We start from the raw sequence: 16,418 nt of genomic DNA, 5'->3' as shown, positions 1-16,418 counted from the left end.
TAAAGCACCCTCCATTGGGTGCTTTTTATTGTTCACAGCTTATCAACACTTCTCTTTTAATCAAAACAAAGATTCGTGGTAACATAAACATACATCATTCGAAGAAAAAAGGAGAACGAACGTGAAAAAAAGTCTACTTGTTTTCATGAGTCTAGTTGCAAGTCTCTCCATTCTAGCAGCTTGCTCAAATACGACAAAAGAACAAAAACCAGAATCTAAGGCACTTCCTACGATTAATGAGCGCATTCAAAAAGAAACAAAAGAAGTAATGGAGCAGTCTAAGCTCATCAAAAACACTGACATCACCGTGGATCAAAAGAAAAAAGTCATTTCTTTAAACGTAACGGCTTCCTCTGATACCAATAGTGATTACGCTGAAGTCATCGGTTTAAACTTTGCAAAAACGCTGGCCATTGGAGCATCAACTGAAAAAGAAAACAATCTTCATAAACCGGAAAATGACAGCCTCGGCGCCCTCTATTCCTTTTATGACCTAAACATCACCGTGAAACAAGAAAACGGCAAGGTACTAGCAAAAGGAAAGAAAACAACAAATGAAACAAAAATCACTTGGGAAAGAGCCCAATAACTGGACAAGAAAATCCTTTATGGATTTTCTTGTTTTTTTTAACAAAACTATTAACTTTATGAAAAGAATGCCGATTAGTAAGATTGTGTTGGTTCTTAAGTACCAATAATTCTTATTTACATATCGGAGGAAAGTATGATGAAAAGAACGACAGAATTTGTTTTAGGTTTAATTGGAGGTATTTTTGGATTTTTCGGCGCAATGTTTGCTCTTGCTTTCGGAGGAATCGATGCAGCATTTAGCGATTCAGGTACGAGTGAAATTACAGGATTAGGCTGGGCAGCAATGCTTTTCTCTATTCTTGCCATTGTCGCATCTGTCATCGTAAAGAAAAAAGCAAAGCTTGGTGGAATTTTATTATTAGTATCTGCTGTAGGCGGCATTATTTCTATTTCTATGTTCTTCATCCTTCCAGCTGTATTAATCATCATTGCAGGCTGCATGGGCGTGTTTAGAAAAGAGCCTGTCGTCAATAACACAACTGCATAAGAATAGAGAATAAAGCTTGTAGAGATTGCTCTACAAGCCTTTTCTCTCTACTCTTTGTAATTCATATTGAATCGCATCAACTAACTCTATTATGTTTTCATCTGTCCAAAGATCCAACATAAATAATATATCATTCACCATGTGTGACAAATCTTCTTGGCTCATCAATTCTTCTTTGTAAGCAGGGACAACAAAGAAATAGAGTAGATCAGCCAATTCAAGAACGACACGTACATCTTTTTCATCCATGATGGCTTTATGCAAAGAATGAATCAGCCATTTGAGGTCTTCATGATTTTCAATAGGAACATACATCAATTGGTGTATTTCATCGGTATCCCTATCACTTAGAATCCTCTCAGCAGATTCCTTTGAAAGAGCTCCAACTGTATTTGAAGATATATTCAGAAACAAGAATTCATGTTGATCCTCTCTATTAACCGTCTTGATTGACGAACCTTCCATCTCAATCACTCCCAATCCCTTATAATAATTCTATTATAAGGAAATTCAAGTTCGTTTTAAGTCACAAGAAGTGGATTTTATGTAATTTTAAGCTAACTGGTTTATAAAAAAACACTCCAAAACAATTATTTTCTATTTTTATCATTTTTTGTTGATTTGAAAGTACTTTTGTCCTATTATAATAGTCGTGGTCAATGTATAAGCACATGGCGCTTATATAAATTAAACAAAAGGGGATTTTCATTTTGAAGAAATTCTATGCTTTATTTTTAGCTTTAGGGCTAACATTTACACTGGCTGCTTGCGGCTCAACAGAAGATGTGTCTACAGGTGCATCTAAAGAAAAAGAGTCTACAAGCACAAAAACACAATCAAAAAACAAAAAAGACGATGGTTCAAAGAAAATAAATGCGAGCAAACACAAAACAACTGCTCAAGGAATGAAAGTAAACCTTGGCGAAATTAAAATTATGAAGGATAGAATCAATGTTGGAATGAATATCGAAAATACGACAGATAAAGTTCTAAACTTCTATCCAGATCAAGGTAAAGTTGTAGCTGGAAGCATGCAATTAGATGCGAATATGTTTATGACTGATGGTGATATTGGTGGCGAAGTTGAAGGTGGCGTTAAACAAGATGGTGTTATTCAATTCTTAGCTCCTGAAGGCAAAGAGATCAACATCAAAAACATCAAAGAATTAAAGCTGAAATTTGGAAATGTCACAACTGACGATTACATGAATAGTAAAGACGTGACTTTCACAGTAAAAGTAAAATAAACTTTCACTCATGCCCTTGAATGATGAGGGCTTTTTTATCACCACTAAAAAACACTTTCCTAGAAGAAAGTGTTTTTGTTTATAAATAACGTTTCATTCTTTTTATTAACTAATCTTTCGAGAAGTCTCTTAAATGGAACTCTTTTTCATCTCCTCAGCCATTTCCACTTCACCCTCTGCTTCCAGCTGTTCAATGATGCGGATATAATCCCTTTCGTGGCGATTTTGGCTTAATTTGAAAGCAGCTTGAACTTCATCAATGATGATCTTAAAGCCTACAATGCCTTTCATTTGCTTCTCTAACAGTTCCTCAGACAACGTATCCCATAGCACCGGCTGTTCTCTGTGACTTTCGTATGTCTCCAGCATTGTGGTTAATTCCTTAACCAGTTCCGATCTTTCAAGCAGTTCCGCCTTTCCATAAACATGAACAGCCTGGTAATTCCATGTTGGTACTGCTTCTTTTTCATACCATGAAGAAGATATGTAGGCATGCGGCCCTTGAAAGATGACGAGCGTCTTCTCGCTCTCTTCAAACGTTTTCCACTGAGGATTCCCAATCGCCATATGCCCCGAGATCACATACGAGTCTCCAACTTGATGAAAACTCACTGGAATATGTGTCGCAATGGGCTTTTCATTCATTGTCGTCACAACTGTAGCAAATGAATGAGATTGAATAAATGATTTGATTTTCTCCATATCTTTCACTCGAAAAAATGATGGGATATGCATGTACCCTTCCTCCTTTTTGATCAGCTCAATGTTTTGGTCATAATGAAATCCATTTGCTCTTCGTCCCCCATGAGAAAGGCGTGCACCCCTGTTCGAACAAACCCAAGCTTTTGATAGAAAGCGATGGCCGCTTTATTGTGCTCCCACACCCCAAGCCAAACATCCTGTTTATGATGATTTTTCGCAATTTCAATGGCTTGATCGATTAAATATCTGCCTAATCCTTGCTTTTGAAAGGACTGCTTGATATAAATTCTTTCAATCTCTAACGCTTCACTCCCCATCTCTTCTGATTGGGCATCATCCATATTGATCTTCAAATAACCAGCTACTTCCCCATTCACTTGAACAAAATAAAACTGTGAAGAAGGGTGCTGTAATTCCTTTAACAGCTGGTTTAGGTGAAAAGCTGTCTTCACGTACGCTTCGATATGTTCCACTTTGTTTTGATCCAGAAAGGTTTCTATAAATGTATCGGTTCCAATTTTCTGAAGCTCCTTTACATGTTGTTCATTGCACCGAATGAAAGTGACGGTCATAAAGTCGTCCCTCCTTATTTATTAGTAGTCTCTCTTTATCCCTTTTTTCACACCTTCCCAGTCCTTTTCTATATTCTTTCGCACCCTGAGAAGATACTCATAAATCTGTTCCGCTTCTTCCTTAGAAAACCCATCCAGCGCCACTTGATTCGAATAATCATGTTCTCGTTTAATCATTGGGTAGACCGCTTCCCCTTTTTCAGTTGGAAACAGCTTTTTGATTTTTTTATTCACACGATCATCTTTTTTCTCAATAAACCCATTCAGTTCTAATTTTTTGATAGCCCGAGCCGCCGTAGTTCGATCCACTTTAATCATTTCCGCCAGCTTTTCCTGAATGATACCAGGCTCCTCACAAATACGCACAAGATACAAATACTGCCCCTTCGTTAAATCGTACTCTCTAAATTCAATATTACTTATAGAATCAAGCGCCCGAGCGATGACGCCAATCTCTCGTAAAATCTCTCTCATTTATCATGACTCCTTTTATTGCATTTACAACATAATACACAACAACATTATAGTTTATTTTTGTTGTAAACACAATAAAAAAACACCTTCATTTAGAAAGTGTTCTTTTCATTTTCTTTATTTCCCTCGTTCCTATAATAGTGGTAATCGTTACAAAAATAACGATATATTCGTTGCTAGAAGATAATTTCCCTTTATGCAAGCTGCCTCTTTTTATAACATAACCTCTCCAGTTTTATTAGCCATTATTCGTTAGAGTCCACATAGTTTAAAATTAGAATTTTACCTTTAACAACCATCATTAAAATGATGAATATATTGGTTTAATGTAGGAACTATAAAAAGGTGACCAATCGTCAAGAAAGGGAGGTCGCTTAATGAATATTTTACAATTAGGGAGGATGACAATGGGAATTTTAAGTGGAAATCCAACGGATGAACCTATGCACTATGGTGAAGTGTTTGGTACATGGTCTTACTTGATGGTAGCTAAAGGTTTAATTGCTGGTTATCAAACCCACTTAAACCATGCAGGTGACGAAGACTTACAAAAATTAATTGAAGAAGCTATTCAGGGTGGGCAACAAGAAATCAAAGAAATTGAAACTTTATTAAAAGAAAATGGAATTGGCTTACCTCCAACACCTCCTGAACGACCTAAAGCTTGTATAGACGATATTCCAGTAGGGGCACGTTTTCAAGATCCAGAAATAGCCGCTGGTCTTTCGGCTAACATTGCGTCAGGATTAGTATCGTGTAGCACAATTATGGGTCAATCAATTCGAGAAGACATTGCTATGATGTTTGGACAGTTTCATATTCAAAAGGCAGCACTTGGAGCAAAAGTCCTTAGACTTAACAAAGAAAAAGGATGGTTAATTCCACCACCTCTTCATCATAGCAAAGCAGAAGATTGTTAATCATAAGATGATTAAACATGAAAGAGTAGACGCTTTAGGGTTTACTCTTTTTCTTGCTAATCTTTAAACTTTCTACAAATTGAACTCTCCTTCATTCTCTCTACAGTCACTATTTTTTGCCATTCCCATCGATTGCCTTTGAGCCAACATCATCAGCAATAGAAGATCAATTCCTTTAATATACCTAAAAATATCTTCCTCAGATTTAAAAGCTCCTATTACTATAGGTTGTGTAAACATTGATAGCAACTAACCAGTGGTTTTTTCTCTATTATAGTCCTTGCAAATGCAGCATCAAGACGGATTTTCCCCCGTTCAAAGTTTCTATTTAATCAACAAGGTTAGTCATACTATGAGGAATATCTATACTCAAATGACTGTTAATATGGAAGAAAAGGCCTTCCAACAGTTTTGCAAACTGATGAAAGGCCTTCTCCTATAGTTAATTTCAGACGTTGATATAACAAGGTTTTGAAACCCTGATTACATCATGCCGCCCATTCCACCCATGCCGCCCATATCCGGCATTCCGCCGCCTGAGCCGCCTTCTTCTGGTTTGTCAGCAACGACTGCTTCAGTTGTTAGAAGCATTGCTGCTACAGAAGCTGCGTTTTGAAGTGCAGAGCGAGTTACTTTTGTTGGGTCAACGATTCCTTTTTCGATCATGTTTACCCATTCGTTTGTTGCTGCGTTGAAGCCTACGCCAATTTCTTCGTTTTTCAAGCGCTCAACGATAACGGATCCTTCAAGACCTGCGTTGTGAGCAATTTGACGAATTGGCTCTTCAAGAGAACGTAGAACGATGTTCACACCTGTTTGAACGTCACCATCAGCTTCGATTGAAGCGACTTTGTTGTATACATTCACAAGTGCTGTACCACCACCAGATACGATACCTTCTTCAACTGCTGCACGAGTTGAGTTCAGTGCATCCTCGATGCGTAGTTTACGCTCTTTAAGTTCTGTTTCAGTTGCAGCACCAACTTTGATGACAGCGACGCCGCCAGCTAGTTTTGCAAGACGTTCTTGTAATTTTTCTTTATCGAATTCAGAAGTTGTTTCTTCTACTTGAGCACGGATTTGGTTCACACGTGCTGCGATTTGAGCAGAATCTCCTGAGCCCTCTACGATTGTTGTGTTTTCTTTTGTCACAACGACTTTAGAAGCGCGGCCAAGCTGACCGATTTCAGTTGATTTCAGGTCAAGTCCTAGGTCTTCTGTGATTAATTCTCCGCCAGTTAGAACAGAGATGTCTTCAAGCATTGCTTTACGACGATCACCGAATCCAGGAGCTTTTACTGCTACTGCGTTGAATGTACCACGAAGTTTGTTCACAACAAGAGTTGCAAGTGCTTCGCCTTCTACATCTTCAGCAATAAGCAATAATGGTTTTCCTTGTTGTACAACTTGCTCAAGTACAGGAAGGATTTCTTGAATGTTTGTGATTTTTTTATCAGTGATTAAGATGTAAGGATTTTCAAGAACTGCTTCCATCTTATCAGAATCAGTCACCATGTATGGTGAAGCATATCCGCGGTCAAATTGCATACCTTCAACCACTTCTAGCTCAGTTGTGAATCCTTTAGATTCTTCAATTGTGATAACTCCGTCGTTACCTACGCGTTCCATTGCTTCTGCGATTAGGCTTCCAACTTCTTCGTCTGCTGCAGAAATAGCTGCAACTTGAGCAATTGATTCTTTGCCTTCAATTGGTTTAGAAATCTCGTGCAAGCCTTCAAGTGCTACTTTCACTGCTTCTTCGATCCCTTTACGAACGCCAACAGGGTTTGCACCAGCTGTTACGTTTTTCAGACCTTCACGGATCATCGCTTGAGCTAGAACTGTTGCAGTCGTAGTACCGTCACCAGCTACGTCGTTTGTTTTGCTTGCAACTTCAGCCACAAGTTTTGCACCCATGTTTTCAAATGCATCTTCTAATTCGATTTCTTTTGCGATCGTTACACCATCATTTGTGATAAGTGGAGAACCGAATTTTTTCTCAAGAACCACGTTACGTCCTTTAGGTCCTAAAGTTACTTTTACAGCATCTGCAAGTGCATCTACACCGCGTAACATCGCGCGACGTGCTTCTTCACTGAACTTAATATCTTTTGCCATAATTACGAAACCTCCTCAGTCTTTTTAAAAATTTATCTCAATGTTTTTTATGTGATTAACCAATGACAGCTAAAATGTCGCTCTCACGAAGGATTAAATATTCTTTGCCTTCATATTTCACTTCAGTGCCTGCATATTTTGAGAAGATAATGCGGTCGCCTGTGCTTACTTCTAACGCAACGCGCTCACCACTTTCAAGTACACGCCCTGAACCTGCTGCAACAATTTTACCTTCTTGCGGTTTTTCTTTTGCAGAATCCGGTAAAACAATACCGCTAGCGGTTTTTTCCTCAGATTCAACGAGTTCAATGATTACGCGATCGCCTAATGGCTTTAACATAAGAAACAACCTCCTCAATTTTTATATGTAGTCTTTTTTAGCACTCATCACCAGCGAGTGCTAACACATTTATTATAATAAAGAATGTCTTCTGCAATTTCAAGTGAAAACCTTTAAAAATTTTTACGCTTTCACGATTCTTTTTTGGTCTCAGATTCTTTCCTTTTCATCGAAAAAGGAGACTTGTGTTACAATAAATCTAGTTCTTTTAGTAAAGGGGTTTTCGTTACTTGAAAAAACAATATTGGTACATCATCTTAACGTATATATTGGTGCAGGTTTCTGCGTTTCCTTATGTGCTCATTATGAAATGGCTGGGATTCATTCAATCACCGATGACTCAAACAGAGCTTTCAAAATTATCAGGAACGTGGACAATCATCAGTTTTTGTATCGGATTGATCATTATTCTGCTCATCCTTCGAACCGTCCCAAAAGCTTCACTGCGAAATGAAGCGCCAGTTTCAATCGGTTCTGCTATCGCATGGATCATTGGCGGTTTCTTTCTTTCTCTCTTTGCACAATCGATTGCGGGGGCGATTGAACAATATGCATTCGGCATTGGCCGTGAGTCAGAAAATACGCAAACCATTTTATCCATTATGGATGCCGTTCCTTGGCTTGTGATCGTCATCGCCCTGATTGGTCCAATCTTAGAGGAAATCATTTTCCGTAAAATCATCTTTGGTGTGATTTATGAAAAAACGAATTTCTTCATTGGAGCACTTGCCAGTTCAGTGGTTTTCGCTGCTGTACACTATGATTTTCCCCATATCTTGCTCTATACCGCAATGGGCTTTACCTTTGCCTTTTTATATGCGAAAACAAAACGAATCATTGTTCCAATCGGCGCTCATATGCTGATGAATTCACTTGTTGTTCTTGTGCAGATTGAGCCAGTGAAAAAAATGATTGAAGAACAATCTCAAACCATGCAAATGATTATTGGAGGCTTTTTCTCATGAGAAACCCAGTCGTATGGGGCATCATTTATTTTGCCGTAGGTGTCGCTTTCACCTATATGGCCATTCAAAACCCAGGTGACATGTGGTCATTTTACAGCATTTTGCTGATGGTGTTTGCGGCCTATAATATCAATATCGCGCTTAAAATGTTTGCCTTCTCTGTCAAACTCAAAAAACAGCAGCAAAAATAAATCAAAAACCATTTTCCGCGGTTGGAAAATGGTTTTTTTATGGAGGATGTATCTTTATGGAACATGAAAAACTTCGCATCTTCAATGATCAACATGAAACGATTGGAGCTGCCGCTCGTTCAGATGTCCACGCCCAAGGTCTTTGGCATGAAACATTTCATTTCTGGCTTCTTAAAAAAGAGCATGGCACCGTATATCTCTATTTTCAGCTAAGAAGTCCCGCAAAAAAGGATTTTCCTTCTCTGTTTGATATCACCGCAGCGGGCCATCTTCTCGCAGATGAACAGCCTTCTGGTGGCTTAAGAGAGGTAGAAGAAGAGCTTGGTCTTTCCATCCATTTTGAGGACCTCACCTTTGCAGGTGTCATACAGGATGAAATCCATATGCCTCCGTTTATCGACCGTGAGTTCTGCCATGTGTACCTTTATATGTATCAAGAAAAGTACATGGAAGTTTATCTACAGAAAGAAGAAGTCGCTGGTCTGTACAGAGCCAAGCTGCTTGATGCACAGCAGCTGTTGACAGGAACTTGTGAAAGAATTCGAATCGAGGGCTTTCAAGTTGATGCAAACGAAGAACGACGTGAAGAAAGCATCGAAGTGGGTGTTCATGATTTTGTCCAGCATGAGCACGCCTATTATGAGCACCTCTTTCATGCGATCAATCAATTTCTTTCACAATAGAAAAAGCATCGTGATCCTCATTGGATCATGATGCTTTTTTATGAGACATAATGACTTTCTTTCTCCTCTGTTTGCTGCATTTTGCGGTAGGTCACTCTTGAAATGATAATGCTCACTTCATATAAAACGAGCATTGGCAAGGTGACCATGAGGTGAGAAACAAGCTCTGGCGGTGTAATGAGTGCGGCAATGACAAGGAGGACAAAATAGGCATACTTCCGTATTTTTGATAAAAACATCGGTGTGATGATGCCAAGTCTTGTGAGAAACATCAACACGACGGGCATCTGAAACAAAAAGCCAAATGGAAGTGTTAACTGCATCAGAAATGTAAAATACTCATGAATCCCAATGACTTGCTCTACATTTAAATCATTCGACATTCGCATCATAAAGTCGACGACAAACGGAAACAAAATAAAATAAGAGAAAGCCACACCGCTCAAAAATAAAAGCAGTGCAATCGGAATGTAAGCAAGTGTCACCTTTCTTTCTTTCTCATATAAGCCTGGACTCACAAACGCCCACAGCTGATATAAAATAACGGGACACGTCAAAACCAAAGCAATGACAAATGCGAACTGCATAAACACGTACAGTGGATCTGTAAGCTTAAATGCGTTCAGCGTAAGTGTTGCCGCTTCATCGGTATTTTGTAAATACACAATGACCGGCTTAGCGAGAAAAAAACCAGCCACCATAAAGGCGACAAAAAACATCGCAATGATCACTAAACGTTTTCGCAGTTCCACAATATGCTCCATAAGCGGCATATCTTTGACATTCATGAAGCTCATCCTATTCTACTGATCTTCTTTTTTCTTTTTTTCTTCCTGATCATCAGCTAAGCCTTTTGTGGCATTTTTGAATTCACGTAATGTATCTCCTGCTGCTCTTCCTAATTCAGGAAGCTTTTTCGGCCCAAAAATAATGAGCGCTACAATCGCAATCAGAATCAAACTCCCAGGACCGATCGGACCCATTTGCTCCACCCCCTTTACCCCTTTTCGTCAGTCCTCCTGCGTAACAGAGTAATGCTTTAAGAAATACACAAGAGACTGAAGTTCAACCGCCAAATCTATATGATGAATTCGAATGTGTTCCGGCACATTCAATCGAGCCGGCGTAAAGTTAAGGATTCCTTTGATGCCAAGGGCAATCAAACGATCTGTAATGGATTGAGCTGCTACGGCAGGTACTGTCAAAATCGCAACAGGGATATCTCCTACCTCTTGAACATGCTCTTCAAGCTTATCCAAATCATAGACAGGCACGCCGCCTATCTCACTTCCTATTTTACTCTCATTGACGTCAAAAGCCATTGAAATTTTTGTATTATTATTTTTTATGAAATTATAGTGTAAAAAGGCAGTCCCTAAATTCCCGACACCGATGAGCATGACATTGGTCATTTCATCTTGGTCAAGGGTCTTTCTGAAGAAGGTCAAGAGATAATCGACATTATAGCCGTACCCTTTCTTCCCAAGTGCACCAAAGTACGAAAAATCTCGGCGAATGGTAGCAGAATCCACTTTGACTGCATCACTAAGCTCTGCTGATGACACCCTTTGTTTTCCTGATGCATGCAGATTTTTTAAAAAACGGTAGTATAGCGGCAAACGTTTGGCTGTCGCTTGTGGAATTTTTGACTGATCTATATTCATATAAGGTCCTCCAACTTAAATATCAGATGCTCTGTGAAAATCACCGTTTTTCCCGCCTGTCTTTTCAATTAGATAGGTAGGACCGATGATCATGCCTTTATCAATCGCTTTGCACATGTCGTAAACGGTCAGTGCACATACTGAAGCAGAAGTGAGCGCTTCCATCTCCACACCCGTACTTCCTTTTGTTTTTACCTGCACTTGTATGTTCAGGATGTGCGCATTTCCGTCTTCCTCCCAATGAAAGGAGATATCCACGCCTTTTAGTGCAAGCGGATGACACATTGGAATGATGGTAGATGTTTGCTTTGCTGCCATGATGCCAGCAACCTGTGCAACAGACAGCACATCCCCTTTTCCAATTTCACGTTGCTCTATTTTATGAAACACTTCTTTTATCATACGAACACTTGAAACAGCAACGGCGGTTCTCACTGTAGACGATTTGTCACTAATGTCGACCATCTTTGCTCTTCCCTGTTCGTTAAAGTGGCTAAATTGACTCATCTTTCAACGCTCCCTCACTCAAATGATACACTATTTTTTCCTATCTGTCTTTCATTTGAATATGGCGATTGTATGTAACATTTGCCGGTTTACTGCTGATAAGCTACACTTAACATATTATAGCAGAGGTGAAGTTACATGATGATTCTACAAGTGAATCAGCTGTCCAAATCGTTTGGCGCTGATACCGTTTTAACGAATATAAAATTGGAAGTCAAAGCAAGGGATCGCATTGCCATTGTAGGTCGTAACGGCGCAGGCAAATCCACGCTTTTGAAAATCATTGCCGGTCAAATGTCTTACGAGCAAGGTGAGATCATCAAACCAAAAGACCTATCGATCGGCTATTTAGCACAGCATACCGATGTGACGTCTACACGTACGTTAAAGGACGAATTATTATCGGTTTTTGATCATTTAAAAGTGATGGAACAAGAGATGAGAACCATTGAGGAGAAAATGGCTTCTTCCACAGGTTCTGAGCTGGATGTCTTGATGAAAACCTATGACAGGCTGCAGCAGGAATTTAAAGATCAAGGCGGCTATCAATATGAAGCAGATGTCCGCTCCATTCTACATGGACTCGGCTTTAGTCATTTTGAAGATGAGACAACCGTCCAATCCTTAAGCGGCGGTCAGAAAACCCGTCTAGCGCTTGGAAAGCTCTTATTAATGAAACCAGAACTCTTAATTCTGGATGAGCCGACCAACCATTTAGATATTGATACCTTATCATGGCTGGAGCAGTATTTGCAAAATTATACAGGTGCCATTCTCATCGTGTCCCATGACCGCTATTTCTTAGACAAAGTCGTAAACCACGTCTATGAAGTCTCAAGAACTTCGATGAAAAAGTTTGCAGGGAACTATAGTAAGTATCTTGAGCTGAAAGCAGAGCAGCTCGAGCGGGATATGAAACTATACGAAAAGCAGCAAGAAGAGATCTCAAAGCTTCAGGATTTCGTGGATCGCAACCTAGCAAGAGCTTCAACCACAAAGCGCGCTCAAAGCAGGCGCAAGCAGCTCGAACGGATGGATCGTTTAGATAAGCCTTTAGGTGACGAAAAATCCGCAAACTTTCATTTTGATATTACGAGACAAAGCGGCAATGATGTGCTGAAGGTACATGATCTCGATATTCGTTATGATGAAAAAACACCGCTCCTATCCTCTCTTTCTTTTCAGATTAAACGCGAGGATAGTGTGGCACTCATTGGTCCTAACGGGATCGGGAAATCAACCCTTTTAAAAACGTTAACGAACACATTAACACCAGTAAAAGGCGACATCACTTTTGGATCTCATGTCACGATCGGCTACTATGACCAAGAGCAAGCCAAACTGACATCCTCGAAAAAAGTGCTCAATGAGCTTTGGGATGACTATCCTCATATGAATGAAAAAGAAATTCGGACATGTTTAGGAAACTTCCTTTTTTCCGGTGATGACGTTTTAAAGCCTGTCCATGCATTAAGCGGTGGAGAAAAAGCACGCCTTGCACTGGCAAAGCTGATGCTCCAAAAAGCCAATTTTCTTATTCTTGATGAGCCGACAAACCATCTGGACTTAGATAGTAAGGAAATTTTAGAGAATGCACTAATCGATTATCCAGGAACCATCTTATTTGTCTCGCATGATCGTTATTTTATCAATCGTCTTGCTACGAAAGTATTTGAGCTGTCGCCTACAGAAACAAGAGAATATCTCGGTGATTATGACTACTATCTTGAAAAGAAAAATGAACAATTAGAGCTGGAAGCACTTCAAGAAAATGAGCCGCTTAAAAAACAAGCTGCACAGCCAGCAGAAAAGGCAAAGCTTTCTTATGCGGAAGAAAAAGAACTGAAAAAGAAAGAAAGACAAAAGCAGCGCAGAATCGAAGAAATTGAAGAACGCATTGCTGTCGTCGAAGACAAGCTCGGTGAAAATGAACAGCTGCTATGTGATCCTAATATTTTTCAAGATCACGAGAAGGTCCAATCCATTCAAACAGAAAATGATACGCTCAATCAAGAGCTGGAATCACTTTTTGCGGAGTGGGAAGAGCTTTCAGAAGCTTAAAGAGTGCCCTAAAAGGTACTCTTTTTTCTTTCAAAGAAAATTTATTATCCACAATGATACCCACAATAACTTCTTGATTATTCTTAAATACATTAGACTTATCCACTTTATCCACAGAGTTTTAATCACATATCCACAAAAAAGATCATATTTATACACATCCTCTTCATTTTAAAACAAAATTTTCTAACAATTGTGGATATATAACGTTTACATGTGAATAAATCGCTTTCATAAAAAATAAAAACCCCTGTAATCCACAGGAGTTTTCATTCATATGAGACTAGCGGTAGCCCTGGCTGGCCATTCATCGCCATATCGCCTCTGATTCCTTTTTCAAACGCAATGGTTCCAGCGGCAGCGATCATGGCTGCATTGTCTGTGCAAAGAGATAATGGCGGAATAATGACTTTCACTTCTGGCAGCTTCGTAAATGCTGAGGTTAAAGCTTTTCTTAGTCCTTTATTGGCAGCGACTCCTCCAGCTAGAACGACCTGCTTCACGCCATAGGCTTCAGCCGCTTTCAATGTTTTCCCAACAAGCACCTCAATGACGCTTGCTTGAAAACTTGCGGCCAAATTCTCTGGGGCAATCGTTTCTCCCTTTTGTGACGCATTGTGTAACGTGTTGATCACAGCTGATTTTAAACCACTGAAGCTAAAGTGATAAGACCCTTCTTCAAGCCATGCACGAGGAAGCTTAATTGTCGGCTCTCCTTCATGTGCTAACCGATCAATATGAGGTCCGCCTGGGTACGGGAGACCCATCGTCCGGGCCACTTTATCGTACGCTTCTCCAGCTGCATCATCTAAAGTTTCTCCGATGACCTCAAAAGATCCATGCTCCTTCATTAAAACAAGCTCAGTATGTCCGCCGGAGACAACAAGAGCTAAACATGGGAACTCCAATTCATCAACAAGCTGGTTTGCATAAATATGCCCTGCAATATGATGAACACCAACAAGAGGAATTTGATGGGCAAAGCTCAGTGCCTTTGCTGCATTGACACCAATCAGCAAAGCACCCACGAGGCCAGGTCCTTCTGTGACAGCAATCGCATCTAAATCCTTAAAGCTCATACCCGCCTGTGCCATCACTTCTTCTAATACGATGGTGACTTGCTCCACGTGATGCCTTGAAGCAATTTCGGGTACAACTCCGCCAAATCGTTTATGACTGTCTATTTGCGAGGCCACCACATTTGCCACGATTTCCTTTCCATTTTTGACAATGGACGCAGCTGTTTCATCGCAGCTTGTTTCTATACCTAATATGAATCGATCTGTTTGTTCACTCATTTATATTCACCCACATGACTAATGCATCTTCTCCATTATCCGTATAATAATTCTTTCGAATTGAAGCTGGTCTGAAACCGAGCTTTTCATAGAGGGATTGTGCTGGTGTATTCGAAACCCGCACCTCTAAAGAAAGATGATCTGTCTTTTTTTCTTTGCAAAATTCCATGACATGTCGAAGCAATGCTTCCCCGTAGCCTTTTCCTCTATGCTCAGGGAGAATGGCAATGTTCGTAATTTGTGCATCGTCCATGACAATCCAGACCCCGCAATACCCAACAGGCTTCTTATCTTCTTCAATGAGGAAATAATGGCTGTATTGGTTATGGAGAATCTCATACACAAACGATTCCTTTTTCCAGGGTGCTGTAAACGAATGCACTTCAATCGTATACACCTCTGGAATGTCTGTTACTGTCATTTGTCGAATCTCTGCTAGGTTAAGATTATTTTTGTCCTTCAAGCCATTTCACTTCCGCTTCTGCCAAACGAATATAGTTAGGAACAAGCTGATGGACATCTTCAGCAGGACGATCTGCGCCTAAAAATGCAAGCACTGCAGGTCTTGGGTTATGAAATGTCCCCTCTGCCAGTACAGCCGTTTCTCCTAAAATGGAGCGAATGCTCTCTTCATGAAGATGCACATCTTGTCCAAGAAATAGAACAGGCTTTCCTGTCTGCTTCAGTTCATGAAGCCAATCCGTGAGCAAGATATTTTGATCTGGTTCGACTTCTTTGATCTTACCTTTTTCAAACATATATAGTCCGGTATAAACTTGGCCTCTTCTCGCATCAAATAGAGGTGAGATATATCCATCAAAATATTGGCCATTTACCGCAAGTGTTTCTAAACTCGAAACAGCTGATATCGGGATAGACAGCGTCCACGCAAGTGTTTTTGCGATGGTAACACCGATTCTGACGCCAGTGTAAGAACCAGGTCCTTTTGCTACAACGATTTTGCTTAGTTCGCTTGGTGATACACCACATTCTTTCATCAATGCTTCAACAGTAGGCATCGCTCGGACGGAATGGTTCTTTTTTAAATACGTAATGCTCTCGCCAATCACAGTGAAATCTCTTACAAGAGCAATTCCTAGTGTATGGTTTGATGTATCAATGGCCAGTATGGTCAAATTCTTTCATCTCCTTACAAAGGGTCTCATAACGCTCCCCTTTTGCATCAAACGTGAGATGCCGTTCTTCTTCACGTTCTGTTCTCAGCATTTCTATTTTTAAATAGGAAGAAGGCAATTGAGGCTCAATAAGATGTGCCCATTCAACCAAGCATATACCTTCACCCTCAAAATATTCTTCGAGTCCGATCTCTTCATCTGCATCTTCCATGCGATACACGTCCATATGATAAAGTGGCAGTCTGCCATCAGTATATTCTTTAATAATTGTAAAGGTGGGGCTGTTGACGATACGGGTAATTCCTAAGCCTTCCGCAAAACCTTTTGAAAAAGTGGTTTTGCCTGCACCTAAATCTCCTTCTAATGTCAATACATCGCCTGGCATCACAAGTTTGGCCAAAGCAGCGGCAATTCGTTTCGTCTCATCCGCACCTTTTGTCGTCCATGTTAATTTCACCGTTG

The 16,418-nt window shown here is 40.0% G+C and carries 22 protein-coding genes; 8 read left to right on the top strand and 14 right to left on the bottom strand.

Annotated elements, in window-relative coordinates:
• The first annotated feature begins 121 nt into the window (after nucleotides 1-121).
• Nucleotides 122-589 carry a hypothetical protein gene (locus AAYR28_RS02955; RefSeq protein ID WP_120208726.1) on the top strand — a complete coding sequence of 156 codons (468 nt, stop codon included), beginning with the start codon at nucleotides 122-124 and terminating at the stop codon, nucleotides 587-589.
• 138 nt (nucleotides 590-727) lie between these two features.
• Nucleotides 728-1,078, top strand: a complete 351-nt coding sequence (locus tag AAYR28_RS02950; protein ID WP_024424475.1) for a DUF4064 domain-containing protein — start codon at nucleotides 728-730, stop codon at nucleotides 1,076-1,078.
• Nucleotides 1,079-1,108: 30 nt separating this feature from the next.
• Here the strand turns inward: AAYR28_RS02950 and AAYR28_RS02945 are convergent, their stop codons facing one another.
• Nucleotides 1,109-1,543 carry a hypothetical protein gene (locus tag AAYR28_RS02945; RefSeq protein ID WP_034622185.1) on the bottom strand — a complete coding sequence of 145 codons (435 nt, stop codon included), beginning with the start codon at nucleotides 1,541-1,543 and terminating at the stop codon, nucleotides 1,109-1,111.
• Between the two features lie 245 nt (nucleotides 1,544-1,788).
• Here AAYR28_RS02945 and AAYR28_RS02940 point away from each other — a divergent pair, with 245 nt between their 5' ends.
• Nucleotides 1,789-2,325, top strand: a complete 537-nt coding sequence (locus tag AAYR28_RS02940) for an LptM family lipoprotein (protein WP_024426726.1) — start codon at nucleotides 1,789-1,791, stop codon at nucleotides 2,323-2,325.
• A 129-nt stretch (nucleotides 2,326-2,454) separates the two neighbouring features.
• On the opposite strand, the gene AAYR28_RS02935 is transcribed toward AAYR28_RS02940, so the two are convergent.
• The 3 genes from AAYR28_RS02935 to AAYR28_RS02925 are packed head-to-tail and all read right to left on the bottom strand — an operon-like array spanning nucleotide 2,455 to nucleotide 4,073.
• On the bottom strand, nucleotides 2,455-3,060 hold the full coding sequence (locus tag AAYR28_RS02935) for an FMN-binding negative transcriptional regulator (RefSeq protein ID WP_120208729.1): 606 nt from the start codon (nucleotides 3,058-3,060) through the stop codon (nucleotides 2,455-2,457).
• 20 nt (nucleotides 3,061-3,080) lie between these two features.
• Nucleotides 3,081-3,599 carry a GNAT family N-acetyltransferase gene (locus AAYR28_RS02930; protein ID WP_120208731.1) on the bottom strand — a complete coding sequence of 173 codons (519 nt, stop codon included), beginning with the start codon at nucleotides 3,597-3,599 and terminating at the stop codon, nucleotides 3,081-3,083.
• 21 nt (nucleotides 3,600-3,620) lie between these two features.
• The gene (locus AAYR28_RS02925; RefSeq protein WP_025092755.1) at nucleotides 3,621-4,073 is read right to left on the bottom strand and encodes a MarR family winged helix-turn-helix transcriptional regulator; all 453 of its coding nucleotides are present in this window, start codon (nucleotides 4,071-4,073) and stop codon (nucleotides 3,621-3,623) included.
• Nucleotides 4,074-4,480: 407 nt separating this feature from the next.
• Here AAYR28_RS02925 and AAYR28_RS02920 point away from each other — a divergent pair, with 407 nt between their 5' ends.
• Nucleotides 4,481-4,993 carry a DUF3231 family protein gene (locus tag AAYR28_RS02920; protein ID WP_025092756.1) on the top strand — a complete coding sequence of 171 codons (513 nt, stop codon included), beginning with the start codon at nucleotides 4,481-4,483 and terminating at the stop codon, nucleotides 4,991-4,993.
• A gap of 483 nt (nucleotides 4,994-5,476) precedes the next feature.
• Here AAYR28_RS02920 and groL read toward each other — a convergent pair whose 3' ends face one another.
• Together groL and groES are read right to left on the bottom strand one after the other, a co-directional pair.
• Nucleotides 5,477-7,111, bottom strand: a complete 1,635-nt coding sequence (groL, locus tag AAYR28_RS02915) for a chaperonin GroEL (protein ID WP_024424467.1) — start codon at nucleotides 7,109-7,111, stop codon at nucleotides 5,477-5,479.
• Nucleotides 7,112-7,166: 55 nt separating this feature from the next.
• Nucleotides 7,167-7,451 (bottom strand): co-chaperone GroES, encoded by a 285-nt coding sequence (gene groES, locus AAYR28_RS02910; RefSeq protein WP_024426730.1) that lies wholly within the window; start codon nucleotides 7,449-7,451, stop codon nucleotides 7,167-7,169.
• Nucleotides 7,452-7,681: 230 nt separating this feature from the next.
• Here groES and AAYR28_RS02905 point away from each other — a divergent pair, with 230 nt between their 5' ends.
• From AAYR28_RS02905 to AAYR28_RS02895, 3 genes are read left to right on the top strand one after another with little or no spacing between them, the layout of a single operon-like run.
• Nucleotides 7,682-8,416, top strand: coding sequence for a CPBP family intramembrane glutamic endopeptidase (locus AAYR28_RS02905; RefSeq protein WP_024424466.1), 735 nt, complete (start codon nucleotides 7,682-7,684; stop codon nucleotides 8,414-8,416).
• The gene (locus AAYR28_RS02900) at nucleotides 8,413-8,607 is read left to right on the top strand and encodes a YdiK family protein (protein ID WP_003213897.1); all 195 of its coding nucleotides are present in this window, start codon (nucleotides 8,413-8,415) and stop codon (nucleotides 8,605-8,607) included. The genes AAYR28_RS02905 and AAYR28_RS02900 overlap by 4 nt, the downstream gene beginning before the upstream one ends.
• A gap of 56 nt (nucleotides 8,608-8,663) precedes the next feature.
• Nucleotides 8,664-9,290, top strand: coding sequence for an NUDIX hydrolase (locus AAYR28_RS02895; protein ID WP_056767479.1), 627 nt, complete (start codon nucleotides 8,664-8,666; stop codon nucleotides 9,288-9,290).
• A gap of 38 nt (nucleotides 9,291-9,328) precedes the next feature.
• Here AAYR28_RS02895 and tatC read toward each other — a convergent pair whose 3' ends face one another.
• From tatC to moaC, 4 genes are read right to left on the bottom strand one after another with little or no spacing between them, the layout of a single operon-like run.
• Nucleotides 9,329-10,087, bottom strand: coding sequence for a twin-arginine translocase subunit TatC (gene tatC / locus AAYR28_RS02890; protein ID WP_073204051.1), 759 nt, complete (start codon nucleotides 10,085-10,087; stop codon nucleotides 9,329-9,331).
• Between the two features lie 6 nt (nucleotides 10,088-10,093).
• On the bottom strand, nucleotides 10,094-10,273 hold the full coding sequence (locus tag AAYR28_RS02885; protein ID WP_008355689.1) for a twin-arginine translocase TatA/TatE family subunit: 180 nt from the start codon (nucleotides 10,271-10,273) through the stop codon (nucleotides 10,094-10,096).
• Nucleotides 10,274-10,300: 27 nt separating this feature from the next.
• The gene (locus tag AAYR28_RS02880) at nucleotides 10,301-10,954 is read right to left on the bottom strand and encodes a redox-sensing transcriptional repressor Rex (protein WP_008355687.1); all 654 of its coding nucleotides are present in this window, start codon (nucleotides 10,952-10,954) and stop codon (nucleotides 10,301-10,303) included.
• A 15-nt stretch (nucleotides 10,955-10,969) separates the two neighbouring features.
• On the bottom strand, nucleotides 10,970-11,461 hold the full coding sequence (gene moaC, locus AAYR28_RS02875) for a cyclic pyranopterin monophosphate synthase MoaC (protein WP_024424463.1): 492 nt from the start codon (nucleotides 11,459-11,461) through the stop codon (nucleotides 10,970-10,972).
• Between the two features lie 138 nt (nucleotides 11,462-11,599).
• On the opposite strand from moaC, the gene AAYR28_RS02870 reads away from it, so the two are divergent.
• Complete coding sequence (locus AAYR28_RS02870) at nucleotides 11,600-13,522, top strand: ABC-F family ATP-binding cassette domain-containing protein (RefSeq protein WP_056767476.1); 1,923 nt, start codon at nucleotides 11,600-11,602, stop codon at nucleotides 13,520-13,522.
• Between the two features lie 269 nt (nucleotides 13,523-13,791).
• Here the strand turns inward: AAYR28_RS02870 and tsaD are convergent, their stop codons facing one another.
• The 4 genes from tsaD to tsaE are packed head-to-tail and all read right to left on the bottom strand — an operon-like array spanning nucleotide 13,792 to nucleotide 16,413.
• On the bottom strand, nucleotides 13,792-14,820 hold the full coding sequence (gene tsaD, locus AAYR28_RS02865; protein WP_024426735.1) for a tRNA (adenosine(37)-N6)-threonylcarbamoyltransferase complex transferase subunit TsaD: 1,029 nt from the start codon (nucleotides 14,818-14,820) through the stop codon (nucleotides 13,792-13,794).
• Nucleotides 14,813-15,241, bottom strand: coding sequence for a ribosomal protein S18-alanine N-acetyltransferase (gene rimI, locus AAYR28_RS02860; protein WP_120208735.1), 429 nt, complete (start codon nucleotides 15,239-15,241; stop codon nucleotides 14,813-14,815). The genes tsaD and rimI overlap by 8 nt, the downstream gene beginning before the upstream one ends.
• Nucleotides 15,242-15,266: 25 nt before the next feature.
• Nucleotides 15,267-15,956: a tRNA (adenosine(37)-N6)-threonylcarbamoyltransferase complex dimerization subunit type 1 TsaB gene (tsaB, locus tag AAYR28_RS02855; protein ID WP_120208733.1), complete on the bottom strand. Its 690-nt coding sequence runs from the start codon at nucleotides 15,954-15,956 to the stop codon at nucleotides 15,267-15,269.
• Nucleotides 15,937-16,413 (bottom strand): tRNA (adenosine(37)-N6)-threonylcarbamoyltransferase complex ATPase subunit type 1 TsaE, encoded by a 477-nt coding sequence (gene tsaE, locus AAYR28_RS02850; protein WP_034283027.1) that lies wholly within the window; start codon nucleotides 16,411-16,413, stop codon nucleotides 15,937-15,939. Before tsaE ends, tsaB begins: the two co-directional genes overlap by 20 nt.
• Nucleotides 16,414-16,418: the final 5 nt, after the last annotated feature.

This window comes from Bacillus safensis (genome assembly GCF_039619585.1).
GTDB classification, from domain to species: domain Bacteria; phylum Bacillota; class Bacilli; order Bacillales; family Bacillaceae; genus Bacillus; species Bacillus safensis.
This window is presented reverse-complemented; position numbering and strand designations above follow the sequence as displayed.